This is a genomic window from Burkholderia sp. IDO3 (assembly GCF_003366075.1).
GTDB classification, from domain to species: Bacteria; Pseudomonadota; Gammaproteobacteria; order Burkholderiales; family Burkholderiaceae; genus Burkholderia; species Burkholderia anthina.
Window position 1 is genome coordinate 737,124 of record NZ_CP028963.1, and the last position, 13,730, is coordinate 750,853.

At 67.3% G+C, this 13,730-nt stretch carries 12 protein-coding genes; 3 read left to right on the forward strand and 9 right to left on the reverse strand.

Annotation, left to right across the window (positions count from 1 at the left end; genetic code table 11):
* Window positions 1–172 precede the first annotated feature (172 nt).
* Together dnaJ and DCN14_RS17930 are read left to right on the forward strand one after the other, a co-directional pair.
* Window positions 173–1,309 carry a molecular chaperone DnaJ gene (gene dnaJ / locus DCN14_RS17925; protein WP_096505035.1) on the forward strand — a complete coding sequence of 379 codons (1,137 nt, stop codon included), beginning with the start codon at window positions 173–175 and terminating at the stop codon, window positions 1,307–1,309.
* 4 nt (window positions 1,310–1,313) lie between these two features.
* The gene (locus DCN14_RS17930) at window positions 1,314–3,215 is read left to right on the forward strand and encodes a bifunctional anthranilate synthase component I family protein/class IV aminotransferase (RefSeq protein ID WP_096505033.1); all 1,902 of its coding nucleotides are present in this window, start codon (window positions 1,314–1,316) and stop codon (window positions 3,213–3,215) included.
* A gap of 7 nt (window positions 3,216–3,222) precedes the next feature.
* Here DCN14_RS17930 and DCN14_RS38020 read toward each other — a convergent pair whose 3' ends face one another.
* The 7 genes from DCN14_RS38020 to hda all read right to left on the reverse strand — a co-directional run bounded on the left by DCN14_RS38020 (window position 3,223) and on the right by hda (window position 9,207).
* Window positions 3,223–3,933, reverse strand: a complete 711-nt coding sequence (locus DCN14_RS38020) for an STY0301 family protein (protein ID WP_143331679.1) — start codon at window positions 3,931–3,933, stop codon at window positions 3,223–3,225.
* Window positions 3,934–4,121: 188 nt separating this feature from the next.
* Window positions 4,122–4,937, reverse strand: a complete 816-nt coding sequence (panB, locus tag DCN14_RS17935; protein WP_096505031.1) for a 3-methyl-2-oxobutanoate hydroxymethyltransferase — start codon at window positions 4,935–4,937, stop codon at window positions 4,122–4,124.
* A 44-nt stretch (window positions 4,938–4,981) separates the two neighbouring features.
* On the reverse strand, window positions 4,982–5,668 hold the full coding sequence (locus DCN14_RS17940) for a deoxynucleoside kinase (protein WP_096505029.1): 687 nt from the start codon (window positions 5,666–5,668) through the stop codon (window positions 4,982–4,984).
* Window positions 5,665–6,207: a 2-amino-4-hydroxy-6-hydroxymethyldihydropteridine diphosphokinase gene (folK, locus tag DCN14_RS17945; RefSeq protein WP_096505027.1), complete on the reverse strand. Its 543-nt coding sequence runs from the start codon at window positions 6,205–6,207 to the stop codon at window positions 5,665–5,667. Before folK ends, DCN14_RS17940 begins: the two co-directional genes overlap by 4 nt.
* A 35-nt stretch (window positions 6,208–6,242) precedes the next feature.
* Window positions 6,243–7,778: a polynucleotide adenylyltransferase PcnB gene (pcnB, locus tag DCN14_RS17950; protein ID WP_096505025.1), complete on the reverse strand. Its 1,536-nt coding sequence runs from the start codon at window positions 7,776–7,778 to the stop codon at window positions 6,243–6,245.
* Window positions 7,779–7,783: 5 nt separating this feature from the next.
* A complete protein-coding gene (locus DCN14_RS17955) occupies window positions 7,784–8,461 on the reverse strand; it encodes an HAD family hydrolase (RefSeq protein ID WP_096505023.1) in 678 nt (225 codons plus the stop codon).
* Between the two features lie 11 nt (window positions 8,462–8,472).
* Window positions 8,473–9,207, reverse strand: coding sequence for a DnaA regulatory inactivator Hda (gene hda, locus DCN14_RS17960; RefSeq protein ID WP_216360933.1), 735 nt, complete (start codon window positions 9,205–9,207; stop codon window positions 8,473–8,475).
* Between the two features lie 250 nt (window positions 9,208–9,457).
* Between hda and purM the strand changes: the two genes are divergently transcribed.
* Window positions 9,458–10,513 (forward strand): phosphoribosylformylglycinamidine cyclo-ligase, encoded by a 1,056-nt coding sequence (gene purM, locus DCN14_RS17965; protein ID WP_059451336.1) that lies wholly within the window; start codon window positions 9,458–9,460, stop codon window positions 10,511–10,513.
* A gap of 96 nt (window positions 10,514–10,609) precedes the next feature.
* Here purM and miaA read toward each other — a convergent pair whose 3' ends face one another.
* On the reverse strand, window positions 10,610–11,584 hold the full coding sequence (gene miaA / locus DCN14_RS17970) for a tRNA (adenosine(37)-N6)-dimethylallyltransferase MiaA (protein ID WP_096505019.1): 975 nt from the start codon (window positions 11,582–11,584) through the stop codon (window positions 10,610–10,612).
* Window positions 11,581–13,566 (reverse strand): DNA mismatch repair endonuclease MutL, encoded by a 1,986-nt coding sequence (gene mutL / locus DCN14_RS17975; RefSeq protein WP_096505017.1) that lies wholly within the window; start codon window positions 13,564–13,566, stop codon window positions 11,581–11,583. Before mutL ends, miaA begins: the two co-directional genes overlap by 4 nt.
* Window positions 13,567–13,730: the final 164 nt, after the last annotated feature.

Genomic DNA, 13,730 nt, shown 5'->3' on the forward strand with positions numbered 1-13,730 from the left:
GCCGGATCGACTCCACGCCTGGCGGGCTTCGCGGCCCTCCGGGCACATTTGTTTTTTGGCGGGTGCTGCGCGAGCCGTCCGCGGACGGCGCAGCGCCAGACGAGTCGAGAGACTTTACTGCGGGCGAAAGGAGCCGCCGCGTGCGTGACGCGCGACGGCACAGTGAATCGATATGGCGAAACGGGATTACTACGAGGTTCTGGGCGTCGCAAAGAATGCGAGCGACGACGAAATCAAGAAGGCGTATCGCAAGCTTGCGATGAAGTACCACCCTGACCGCAATCCTGACAGCAAGGATGCGGAAGAGCATTTCAAGGAAGTGAAGGAAGCCTATGAAATGCTGTCGGACGGCCAGAAGCGCGCGGCGTACGATCAGTACGGCCATGCGGGCGTCGATCCGAACATGGGCGGTGCCGGCGGGCAGGGCTTCGGCGGCTTCGCGGATGCGTTCGGCGACATCTTCGGCGACATCTTCGGCCAGGCTGCGGGCGGCGCCGCGCGCGGCGGCCGTGGCGGCCCGCAGGTGTATCGCGGCGCCGATCTGCGCTACAGCATGGAGATCACGCTCGAGCAGGCCGCGCACGGCTACGACACGCAGATCCGCGTGCCGAGCTGGGTATCGTGCGAAGTCTGTCACGGGTCGGGCGCGAAGCCCGGCACGAAGCCCGAAACCTGCCCGACCTGTCACGGCCAGGGCACGGTGCGCATGTCGCAGGGCTTCTTCAGCATCCAGCAGACCTGCCCGAAGTGCCACGGCACCGGCACCTACATCCCGGAACCGTGCGCGCACTGCCACGGCTCGGGCAAGGTGAAGGAAACCAAGACGCTCGAAGTGAAGATCCCCGCCGGCATCGACGACGGGATGCGGATCCGCTCGGCCGGCAACGGCGAGCCGGGCATCAACGGCGGGCCGCCGGGCGACCTGTACGTCGAAATCCACATCAAGCCGCACTCGGTATTCGAGCGCGACGGCGACGATCTGCACTGCCAGATGCCGATCCCGTTCACGACCGCCGCGCTCGGCGGCGAGATCGAGGTGCCGACGCTGGCCGGCCGTGCGTCGTTCCCGGTGCCGGAAGGCACGCAGTCGGGCAAGACGTTCCGTCTGCGCGGCAAGGGTATCAAGGGTCTGCGTTCGAGCATCGCGGGCGATCTGTATGTGCACGTGCAGGTCGAGACGCCCGTGAAGCTGACCGACCAGCAGCGCGATCTGCTCAAGCAGTTCGAGAAGTCGCTGGCCGAGGGCGGTGCGCGTCACAGCCCGCAGAGCAAGAGCTGGTTCGACCGCGTGAAGAGCTTCTTCGAGTAACGGCATGACTGAAGGCAACGAGAGCGCGTCGTTCGCGCTCTTGGACGATTGCGACTCGACCGCGTCCGCGCGGTCGAGTCGTTTGTATTCGGGTTTCGTGCGCGAACGCGTGTGTACGGATCCCGCGCGGCTCGACGAACTCGATGCGATCGTCGCGCAGGACTTGCGCGACGGGCTGCATGCGGTTGTCGTCGGCGATTACGAATTCGGACGCAATCTGGAAAGAGCGCAGCCGGGCGATGCCCCGCTGCGCTTTTTGCTGTATGCGCGCTGCGAGCGCCTGTCGCGCGACGAAGTCGACGCATGGCTCGCGCAGCAGGACGGCGGCGGCGCGCCGTCGATCGCGGGCGTCGCGCACGTCGCGAAGAGCGTGTCGCGCGATGCGTTCGATGCGGCGATCGCCGCGGTGCACGACACGTTGCGCGCGGGCGACTCGTATCAGATCAACTACACGTACCGGCTGAATTTCGACATGTTCGGCCCGCCGCCCGCGCTGTACCGGCGGCTGCGCGCGCGCCAGCCCGTGCGCTACGGTGCGCTGATCGCGCTGCCCGACGGTGCGTGGGTCGTGTCGTGCTCGCCGGAGCTGTTCGTCGAAAAGCACGGCGACGTGCTGCGCGCACGGCCGATGAAGGGCACCGCGCCGCGTTCGGCCGATCCGCGCGAGGATGCAGCCGCCGCCGCGTTCCTCGCGAGCGATCCGAAGAATCGCGCGGAAAACGTGATGATCGTCGACCTGCTGCGCAACGACGTGTCACGGATTGCGCGCACGGGCACCGTCAAGGTGCCGGCGCTGTTCTCGGTCGAGCCGTATGCATCGGTGTGGCAGATGACGTCGACGGTCGAGGCCGGCTGGCGTGACGGCACGACCTTCGCGCAGATGCTGCGCGCGCTGTTTCCGTGTGGATCGATCACCGGTGCGCCGAAGCACAAGACGATGGAACTGATCGATGCGATCGAGTCGACGCCGCGCGGGCTCTATACAGGCGCGATCGGCTGGCTCGACGCGTCGCACGACGGCGCGGCCGGCTGCGGCGATTTCTGCCTGTCGGTGGCGATCCGGACGCTGACGCTCGCTCCGGCCGGTGCCGACAGCAGCATGGGCGACGCGGCCATTGCCGATGCCGATGCAGGCCGGCGACGCGGCAGGATGGGCGTCGGCGCGGGCATCGTGCTCGACAGCGTCGCGGCCGACGAATATGCGGAGTGCGAATTGAAGGCACGCTTCCTGACCGATGCCGATCCCGGCTTCCAGCTGTTCGAAACGACCGCCGCGACGCGCGCGGACGGCATCCGGTATCTCGAACGTCATCTCGCGCGGCTGCAACGCAGCGCGGACGCGTTCGGCTTCCGCGTCGACACCGATGCGCTGCGCCGCGAGATCGACGCACGCTGCGCGGTGCTCGACGGCGATGGCCCGTACCGGATGAAGCTCGCGCTCGCGAAGGACGGCGCGGTCGAGATCATTGCTGCGCCGCTGAAGCCGCTGCCCGCAGGGCCGGTCGGCGTGATGCTCGCGTCGGCTCACGGCTTCGCGCCGACCCGCACCGACGACGCGCTGCTGCTTCACAAGACGACGCGCCGTGCCGAATACGATCGCGCGTGGCAGGCGGCCGAGGCGCTCGGCGGCTTCGACATGCTGTTCTTCAACGAGCGCGGCGAGCTGACCGAAGGCGGGCGCTCGAATGTGTTCGTGAAGATTGGCGGTGCGTGGGTGACGCCGCCGCTGTCGTGCGGCGTGTTGCCGGGCGTGATGCGTGGCGTGCTGCTCGACGATCCGGCAGTAGGCGCACAAGCGCGTGTGCTGACGCTCGACGATGTGCTGAACGCGGATGAGTTGATGATCTGCAATGCGTTGCGCGGGCCGATGGCAGCGCGGCTGATTCACGGCAGCGCGCCGGCCTGAACGCGGATTACTGCCGCGGCGTACATTGCCAGCTTTGTACGATGGCGTGCCCGCGTCGGTAGCGCGCGACGCAAGTCTGTGCCTGTTTGCCCAGTGGCCGTGCGATCACGACGCTCGTATTACCGTAGTCACACGAGACCCAGTAGTCTTCACGGTTTTCGGCGAGCGACCAGGTATCAATATCGCTTTTGGATTCGGAGCGCGAGCGGTTCGGCAGCAATGACATCATCCGGTCCGGCGGCCCTGACCAGAAGGTGACGCTGGTAAGCGGATAGGTGCTTTGCGTATCGAAGTTTTTCCAGCCATCGGGCGGTTGACCGTCGAGCTGCTGGGTAACGGCGAGGCGTGCGGGGCAATCTGCTGTCGCAGCGGACGCGGGGAATGCGAAGAGCGAACTGTATGCGAGTGCGGCGATGACGAGCAGTCGATACGGTGTCTGGCGGATGAACATCGTCATTTCACGACCGAAACAACGGCCGTTTTTGTCCTTGCCCTTGAACGGAATGCCTCTTCTCTGAATGGCTTTGAGTGAGCACCATTGTTCAACGACATGGATACCGCGCACATCCTGGCCCGGATAGAACGCCGCATGATTGCCATGCGATCGGCCGGGTAGCGATCGTTCTCGAACGTTGCAATGACGTTCCTGCGCGCATACTCCGCCGCCGGCCAGCTGTTGCCCGACGAGTTCAGCCGCCTTCTCATGCACGTGAGCCATCTTTGACTACGCCTTCGATTGACGAAGGCTTGATGGTCGCAGTGACGAAGGCGAGAAGAAATAGGACGAGTTAGAAAGTACGTGTTGTCCGGCAATGCGGTACGAGAAACTGCGTGCCGTATTGCCGGCCGCGCCAGCGAGTGTGCCGCAGCGACCGGCGGCAGCGCGCCACGGCGCTGCCCGCCCGATCAGAACGTGTGTTCCGGGCCCGGGAACGAGCCGTCCTTCACCGCACCCACGTAAGCTTCGACAGCCGCCTGGATGTTCGGCTGGCCCTGCATGAAGTCCTTCACGAAGCGCGGACGCTTGCCGGGGAAGATGCCGAGCATGTCGTGCAGTACCAGCACCTGGCCCGAGCAATCGAGGCCCGCGCCGATGCCGATCGTCGGAATCTTCAGCATGTGCGTGACTTCGGATGCGACCAGCGTCGGCACCGCTTCGAGCACGACGAGCTGCGCGCCCGCATCCTCGATCGCGCGCGCATCGTGCAGCAGCTGCGCGGCGCCGGCTTCCGTGCGGCCCTGAACCTTGAAGCCGCCGAACGCATGCACCGACTGCGGCGTGAGGCCGACGTGCGCGCACACCGGCACCGAGCGTTCGACGAGGAAGCGGATCGTGTCGGCGAGCCATGCACCGCCTTCGAGCTTGATCATCTGCGCGCCGGCACGCATCAGCGCGACCGAGTTCGCGAACGCTTCGGCCGGCGTGCCGTACGTGCCGAACGGCAGGTCGGCGACGACGAGCGCCCGCGGCTGCGCACGTGCGACGCAGGCGGTGTGGTACGCGATGTCTTCGAGCGACACCGGCAGCGTCGTCGTATGGCCTTGCAGCACATTGCCGAGCGAGTCGCCGATCAGCAGCACGTCGGTACCTGCACGATCGAGCAGCGCGGCAAAGCTCGCGTCGTAGCAGGTGAGCATCGCGATCTTCTCGCCGGCCTCGCGCATTGCCTGCAGCTTGGGCACCGTCACGGCAGGCCGGCTCGATTCCTGGAGATAGGTCATGGGAAATCCGGTTCGATAGGTGAAAAACGACAGGCGAGGACGCGTCAGCGCGTCGTCTCGCCCTTGACGAAGAATTCCTTGCGGCCGCGCATCGTGTCGATGCGCTCGATCAGCAGCGCGAGGTCTTCGGGGGAATCCAGCGGGTTCAGGTGTTCGGCTGCGACCGTCAGCACCGGCGTGCGGTCGTAGTGATAGAAGAATTCGTTGTATGCGTCGACGAGCGAGCGCAGGTACGCATCGCTGATCTGCAGCTCCATCGGCAGCCCGCGCTTCTGGATGCGCGAGAACAGCACTTCGGGGCTTGCCTGCAGGTAGACGACGAGATCGGGCGCGGGCGCCTGCGGCACCTCGACGTGCATCGCGATCGACCGGTACAGCTGCCATTCGTCTTCCGGCAGGTTCAGGCGCGCGAAGATGTCGTTCTTCTGCGGCATGAAGTCGGCGATGACGGGGCGCCCCGTTTCGAGCGCGGCGGTCAACTCGCGCGCCTGCTGCGCGCGTTGCAGCGCGAACGACAGCTGCACGGGCAGCGCGTAGCGCGCGGTGTCGCGATAGAAGCGCTCGAGGAACGGATTGTCCTGCGGGCGTTCGAGCAGCGTCTGCATCGACCAGCGCTCGGCGAGCAGGCGCGCGAGCGTCGTCTTGCCGACGCCGATCGGGCCTTCGATCACGAGGTAGCGGTGCGGGGCGCGCAGGTCGGGCGCGGTGACGGTCAGCGGAGTCGGATTCATCGGCAGGGGTTCTTGTCGGCGTCTGCGCCGGCGGCAAGGGCCTTCTGCATCAGGCATTGACAGGTCTGCACCTTCTCGACGCGCTGGTCGGCGACGGCGGCGAGATAGGCGTCGGCGCGGCCGCGCGCGGGGATGTCGAGCGTCGGCTCGATCTCGACGAGCGGTACGAGTGCAAATGCGCGATCGGTGAGGCGCGGGTGCGGGACGATCAGGTCGGGTTCGTCGATCGAGTCGGCGCCGAACAGCAGGATGTCGAGGTCCAGCGTGCGCGGCGCGTTGCGATACGGGCGCTCGCGCCCGAAGTGATGCTCGATCTTTTGGCAGAGCGCGAGCAGCTCCCGGGCCGACAGCGTCGTGTCGAGCTTGACGACGCAGTTGTAGTAATCGTCGCCGCCCGCTTCGAAGGGCGCCGTGCGATACAGGCTCGATTTGCCGAGGATCGAGATGGTGCGCTGCTGCGCAAGGCACACCACCGCGTCCTTCAGGGTCTGGCGCGCATCGCCGAGATTCGCCCCCAGTCCGATATATGCAACCGTCATGGCATCACTTCCTACGTCGTTCGCCGGCGAGCGCGTCAGTCGTCGGAACCGCCTGCGGTGTCCGGCGCCTGCTCGGCTGCGCCTTCGCCCTGCTGGCGGTTTCGCGCGCCGCCGCGGCGGCGCCGCTTGCGGGGCGATTTTTCCTTCGAGCCGCCCTGCGTGAGGAGTGCCTCGCGCGCGGCTGCGTCGCCTTCGATGAAATCCGTCCACCACTGTCCGACTTCGGCTTCGAGCTCGCCGGATTCGCAGCGTAACAGGAGGAAATCATACCCCGCTCTAAACCTTTGGTGTTCCAGCAGCCGCATCGCGCTGCGGCCCGAGCGTTTTTCGAGGCGCAGCTGCAAGCCCCAGATTTCGCGCATGTCGGCCGAGTAGCGCTTGTGGATCGCGAGTTTCTCGGTCTGCATGTCGAGCACGTCGTCCATCGCGCGATGGAGCGCCGGCACGGGGATTTCGCCTTCGGCCGTGTATTGCTCGAAGCGCTGGCGCATGTCGTGCCACAGCAGCGTCGCGAACAGGAAGCCCGGCGACACCGGTTTGCCGGCGCGCACGCGCGCGTCGGTGTTGTTCAGCGCGAGCGTGATGAACTTCTCGCCCTGCGGCTGTTCGAGCACGACGTCGAGGAGCGGCAGCAGCCCGTGGTGCAGGCCTTCCTTGCGCAACTGCTTCAGGCACGCGAGCGCGTGGCCCGACAGCAGCAGCTTCAGCATTTCGTCGAACAGGCGCGCGGCCGGCACGTTGTTGATGAGATCGGCGAGCGCGTTGATCGGCTCGCGCGTGTGCGGCTCGATCTCGAAGCCGAGCTTCGCCGCGAAACGCACGACGCGCAGCATGCGCACCGGGTCCTCGCGGAAGCGCGTGGCCGGATCGCCGATCATCCGCAGCAGACGGGCGCGCATGTCGGCCATCCCGTCGTGGTAGTCGAGCACCGTCTGCGTCGACGGGTCGTAGTACATCGCGTTGATCGTGAAGTCGCGGCGCGCGGCGTCTTCGTGCTGTTCGCCCCATACGTTGTCGCGCAGCACGCGGCCGCTCGCATCCACCGCATGCGTGCGGCGATCGAGCTCGTCACGCTTGAGCCGCTTCGGCGGCTCGCTCGCGGCCGCCTCGGGCGGCGCGTCGACCAGCGCGCGGAACGTCGACACTTCGATCAGCTCCTGGCCGAACTGCACGTGGACGATCTGGAAGCGGCGGCCGATCAGGCGTGCGCGGCGGAACAGGCGCTGCACCTCGGTCGGCGTCGCGTCGGTCGCGACGTCGAAATCCTTCGGCGCGATGCCGAGCAGCAGGTCGCGGACGGCGCCGCCGACGATGAATGCGCGATAGCCCGCCTGTTGCAGCGTGTCGGTCACGCGCACGGCGTTCCTCGAGATCAGCGACGGGTCGATGCCGTGCACGCTGGCCGGCACGACGGTCGGTTCGTGATTGCTGCGCGATTTCTTCGCGGCGCTGCCGCGATGCCCCTTCGCGGGGCGTGCAGCGGGCGCCGTTTCGTCGGCGGGGGCCTCGGCGGGCGACGTTTGTTCGGTGCCGTCCTGGCCGAGCAGCTTGCGGATGAATTTTTTGATCACGACGTTCAGAAGAGATCGAGGATGCGCCAGCCGCGGTCGCTTGCATGCGCGCGCAGCGTGTCGTCGGGGTTGGTCGCGATCGGGTCGGTGACTTTCTCGAGCAACGGGATGTCGTTGTGCGAGTCGCTGTAGAAATAGCTGTGTTCGAAGTCGCCCCAGTGCTTGCCGAGCGACGCGAGCCACGCTTCGGTGCGCACGATCTTGCCTTCGCGGTAGCTCGGGGTGCCCGTGGGCCGGCCGGTGTACGGCGAATCGGGATGCCCGTCGGTCGTTTCGACCTCGCATGCGATCAGCGTGTCGACGCCGAATGCGGTGGCGATCGGACGCGTGATGAATTCGTTGGTCGCGGTCACGACGCAGCAGAGGTCGCCGGCGTCGATGTGCTTGCGCACGAGTTCGAGCGCGGCGGGTGTCATTGCGGGACGGATCACTTCATGCATGTACTGCTCGTGCCATTCGGCGAGTTGCGCGCGCGAATACTTCGCGAGCGGCGTGAGCATCGCGCACAGGTATGCATGGATGTCGAGCTGGCCGGCCTTGTAGTCGGCGAAGAACTGATCGTTCTGACGCGAAAAGCTTTCCGCGTCGACGATGCCGAGCTTCACCATGAAGCGGCCCCATTCGTGGTCGCTATCGGTCGGGATCAGCGTGTGATCGAGGTCAAAGAGTGCCAGATTAGTCATGGAAGCGCATTTTACTCGAAGCGGTTCGGGCCTGTGCCCGGCGGTGCGATGTCGTCGCCGGGACGGGCCAGCATCCGGCGCAGCAGCGGCAGCGTGACGGCGCGTTTCTGCTCGAGCGAGAAGCGGTCGAGCGCGTCGAGCAACGCCATCAGGCTCGGCATGTCGCGGCGGAAATGGGTGAGCAGGTAAGCGGCGATGTCGTCGGTGAGCGCGATGCCGCGCTCCTTCGCCGCGAGCTTGAGCACGGCGATCTTGCCGGCGTCCGACGGCGGCGACAGGTGGAACACGAGCCCCCAGCCCAGGCGCGTGCGCAGGTCCTCGCGCACGTCGAGCGCGAGCGGCGCCGCGGGGCCTGCCGCGACGAACGCGCTCGACGGGTGTGCGCGAACCTCGTTGAACAGGTTGAACAGCGCGACCTGCTGCGCGTCGCTCATCCGGTCGCAATCGTCGATCGCGTAGATGCCGATGCGCGGGTCGAACGTGAACGCGCCGAGCGGGCTTTGCGGCGTCAGATAGCGCGCGTAGCCGTACGACGCGTCGCTCACGAGCGCCTGCAGCAGGTGGGTGCGGCCGCTGCCGGGCTCGCCCCAGATGTAGAACGATCGATCCGGCACGGGCCCCGCCGCGAGCGCGAGGTCGAGCTTCTGGAGCCGCGAGACGAGCTCGTCGTTCTCCTCATTCATGATGAAGTTGTCGAACGTGGCGGGCGGCGGCGTGCCGAGATCGAGCGTCAGTTGACGGGACACAACAGTCACAATGCGGGTCGGTTGAAAAAACGCGTGCCGTACGCCGGGCACGCGCGCGGGGATGCCGTTCCGGGGTTGGCACGCGCGGCCGCACGCACGGCGGCACGCGCGTTTCGGCGCGGCTCGCGTAGCGATGAAAACGGGGACGTGTCGACCAAGATGCAATCCCTGACGATTCGGTGCTGGGAATTCCGGCCAACGGGCCGGCTTCGGGTAAAATCGCATTTTACCGACCTTCTCGCATTCCCCCATGAATCCTCCGAAATCCGCTCCCGACGCTCAGGGTCTGTCCTACCGCGACGCAGGCGTCGACATCGACGCGGGCGACGCGCTCATCGACAAGATCAAGCCTTTTGCGAAGAAAACCCTGCGCGACGGCGTGCTCGGCGGCATCGGCGGGTTCGGCGCGCTGTTCGAAGTGCCGAAGAAGTACAAGGAGCCCGTGCTCGTGTCGGGCACCGACGGCGTCGGCACCAAGCTCAAGCTCGCCTTTCATCTGAACAAACACGACACCGTCGGCCAGGATCTCGTCGCGATGAGCGTGAACGACATCCTCGTGCAGGGCGCCGAGCCGCTGTTCTTCCTCGACTACTTCGCGTGCGGCAAGCTCGACGTCGACACGGCCGCAACGGTCGTCAAGGGCATCGCGCACGGCTGCGAACTGTCGGGCTGCGCGCTGATCGGCGGTGAAACGGCCGAAATGCCGGGCATGTACCCGGACGGCGAATACGACCTGGCCGGTTTCGCGGTCGGCGCGGTCGAGAAGAGCAAGATCATCGACGGCAGCACGATCGCCGAAGGCGACGTGGTGCTCGGCCTCGCATCGAGCGGCATCCACTCGAACGGCTTCTCGCTCGTGCGCAAGATCATCGAGCGCGCGAACCCGGATCTGTCCGCCGATTTCCACGGCCGCTCGCTGGCCGACACGCTGATGGCGCCCACGCGCATCTACGTGAAGCCGCTGCTCGCGCTGATGCAGAAGCTGTCGGTCAAGGGCATGGCGCACATCACCGGTGGCGGCCTCGTCGAGAACATTCCGCGCGTGCTGCGCGAAGGCCTCACCGCCGAGCTCGACCAGAACGCCTGGCCGCTGCCGCCGCTGTTCAAGTGGCTGCAGGAGCACGGCGGCGTCGCCGACGCGGAAATGCACCGCGTGTTCAACTGCGGGATCGGGATGGCCGTGATCGTCGCGGCGGCCGATGCCGACGCAGCGATCGCCGACCTGACGGCCGCCGGCGAACAGGTGTGGAAGATCGGCACCGTGCGTGCGAGCCGCGAAGGCGAGGCGCAGACGGTCGTGGTCTGACGCAACACGCAATGAATGCAGCAGGGAAAGCCGCCCGGAGTCGATCCGGGCGGCTTTTTTTTCGGGCATCGCTTGGGTAACGAGCCTGCGCGTGCGTCAGGCTGTTGCGCGGCCGTCCAGCACGCGTTCGAGCGCATCCAGCGCGTGCGCCGTCGCGTCCGGCGCGACGCAGTCGACCACGACCCGCTCGGGCATCGCGCGCAGCCACGTGATTTGCCGTTTGCACAGCTGGCGCGTCGCGAAAATGCCCTTGTCGCGCATGGTTCGATAGTCGGTGTCGCCATCGAGGAATTCCCACGCCTGCCGGTAGCCGACGCAGCGCATCGACGGCAGGCCCAGATGGAGATCCTCGCGGCGGCGCAGCCGCTCGACTTCGTCGATGAAGCCCGCGTCGAGCATCGCGTCGAAGCGTTGCGCGATGCGTGCGTGCAGCACGGCGCGGTCCGACGGTTCGAGCGCGACCGGCACGAAGCGGTAAGCCGCGGCCGCGTCGTCCACGGGGCGGGGCGCGGCGAGCAGCGCCGACATCGGCTGCCCGCTCAGCATGAACACTTCGAGCGCGCGCTGGATCCGCTGCGAATCGTTCGGCGCGAGGCGCGCGGCCGTCGCGGGGTCGACCTGCGCGAGCCGCGCATGAAGCGCCGGCCAGCCATCGCGCGCGGCATCGGCATCGAGCGCCGCGCGCACGGCTGCATCGGCGGTCGGCAGGTCGTTGAGCCCTTGCGTGAGCGCCTTGTAGTACAGCATCGTGCCGCCCGCGAGCAGCGGCGTGCGGCCGCGCGCGGCGATCTCGCCGATCAGGCGCAGCGTGTCCGCGCGGAAGCTGGCCGCCGAATACGCGTCGGCCGGGTCGATGATGTCGATCAGATGGTGCGGCACGCTCGCACGTTCGTCGCGTGTCGGTTTCGCGGTGCCGATATCCATGTCGCGGTAGACGAGCGCCGAATCGACGCTGACGATCTCGATCGGGCGACGCGCGGCGAGCGCCAGCGCCGCGGCCGTCTTGCCCGATGCGGTGGGGCCGAGCAGGCAGGCGATCGTCGTCGGTTGGTTCTGCGGTGAAGCGCTCATTGCCCGCGCATGAAGAGGCGGTCGAGATCGTTCAGCGTGAGCTGATACCACGTCGGCCGGCCGTGATTGCACTGGTCCGCGCGTTCGGTCGCTTCCATCTGGCGCAACAGCGCGTTCATCTCGTCGAGCGTCAGGCGCCGGTTCGCGCGCACCGCGTGGTGGCACGCGAGCGTGCCGAGCAGTTCGTGCTGGCGCTCGGTGAGCACGCGCGAACCGCCGAATGCGTGCAGATCGGCGAGCACCGCGCGCGCGAGCGACTGCAGGTCCGCATCCTTCAGCAGCGCGGGCACCGCACGGATCGCGAGCGTCGTCGGCGACAGCACCGCGAGGTCGAAACCGAGCGATTCGAGCGTGTCGCGCTCTTCCTCGACCGTGCCGATCTCGACCGGCGTCGCCGTCATCGATATCGGCAGCAGCAGCGACTGCACGGCCACCGAACGGTCGGCGAGCGCATTCTTGAACTGTTCGTACAGGATCCGCTCGTGGGCCGCGTGCATGTCGACGATCACGAGGCCGTGCGCATTCTGTGCGAGCACATAGATGCCGTGGATCTGGCCGAGCGCGAAGCCGAGCGGCTGCTCGTCATGCGGGCTGGCGGCGATCGGCGATGCGGCGAAGCCCGGCAGCGGCGCGGCCGGCGCGCCCGTCGAATCGTGCGCGCCGCCGGTCGTGCCGTCCGGCGTGCCCGCGCCCGTATCCTTGCGGCCGAACAGCGCATCGTAGAGCGCGAGCGGTTGCGCGACGGGCAGCGTGCCTTGCGTCATGCGCGCCTGGCGCATCCACGTGTTGCCTGCCGACGACGGCGACGACGGCGACGAGAAGCCGCTGCCGCCCGTGCCGGTGGCTGCGCCCTGGCCGAGCGGCGTATTCAGGAACGACGCGGGGCCGGCGGGCGCCGGTTCGAGATGCGCGGCATGGCCGCCCGCGGTGGTTTCCGGCGACGCGCCCGCATGGCGGGCCAGTGCGCGCTGCACCGCGTGGAAGACGTATTGGTGGATCGAGCGCGAATCGCGGAACCGCACTTCGATCTTCGACGGGTGCACGTTCACGTCGACGGCTTCGGGCGGCAGGTCGAGGAACAGCACGTACGACGGGTAGCGGTCGCCGTGGAGGACGTCTTCGTATGCCGCGCGCACGGCGTGCGTGAGCAGCTTGTCGCGCACGAAGCGGCCGTTGACGAAGAAATACTGCTGGTCGGCGCGGCCGCGGCTCGCGGTCGGCAGGCCCGCGCAGCCGTAGACGGCAAGCGGCCCGGCCTGCTCGTCGAGCGGCAGGTGCGCGGTGGCGAAGCTGTCGCCGAGGATCTTCGCGACGCGCTGCGCGGGCTCGGTCGCGTTCCAGTGCTCGACGGCCTTGCCGTTGTGCAGCACCGAGATCGCGACGTCCGGCCGCGCGAGCGCTGCGCGGCGGATCATTTCGAGGCAGTGGCCGAACTCGGTCTGCTCGCTTTTCAGGAATTTGCGGCGCGCGGGCGTGTTGAAGTACAGCTCGCGCACCTCGATCGTCGTGCCGACCGCGCCGGCCGCCGGCGACAGCGCGCCGGTGGTCGCATCGATCTTCATCGCATGCGCGACGTCGGCCGTGCGGCTCGTGATCGACATCTCGGCGACCGATGCGATCGACGCGAGCGCTTCCCCGCGAAAACCCAGCGTGGCGACCGCCTCGAGCTCCTCGAGCGAGCGGATCTTGCTGGTCGCGTGGCGCATCAATGCGAGCGGCAGCTCGTCGGGCGGAATCCCGCAGCCGTCGTCGGTGATCGCGATGCGCTTGACGCCGCCTTCTTCGAGGACGATGCGCAGCGTCGTCGCGCCGGCGTCCATCGCGTTCTCGAGCAGTTCCTTGACGACCGACGCCGGGCGTTCGACGACCTCGCCCGCGGCGATCTGGCTGATCAACTGGTCGGGCAAGGGCTGGATCGCGCGCAGCGGGCGCGGAGCAGGGGCGGGCGCGGCGCCCGCGGCCGTTTCGGTGATTTCGGACATGGCCGAATTATAGCGAGGCGGCGGATGCTTGCCGGCGTGGCCGACGGTTACGTTTTTTCACGGAGCCTTAAGGTAGTTTCGGTATCATGACTCCGTTTCGCGCGCCGCCTTGCGCGGCGGGCACTTTCCGCTTTTTCGGCCGTTCCGGCCCTTTCGCCTTCGAG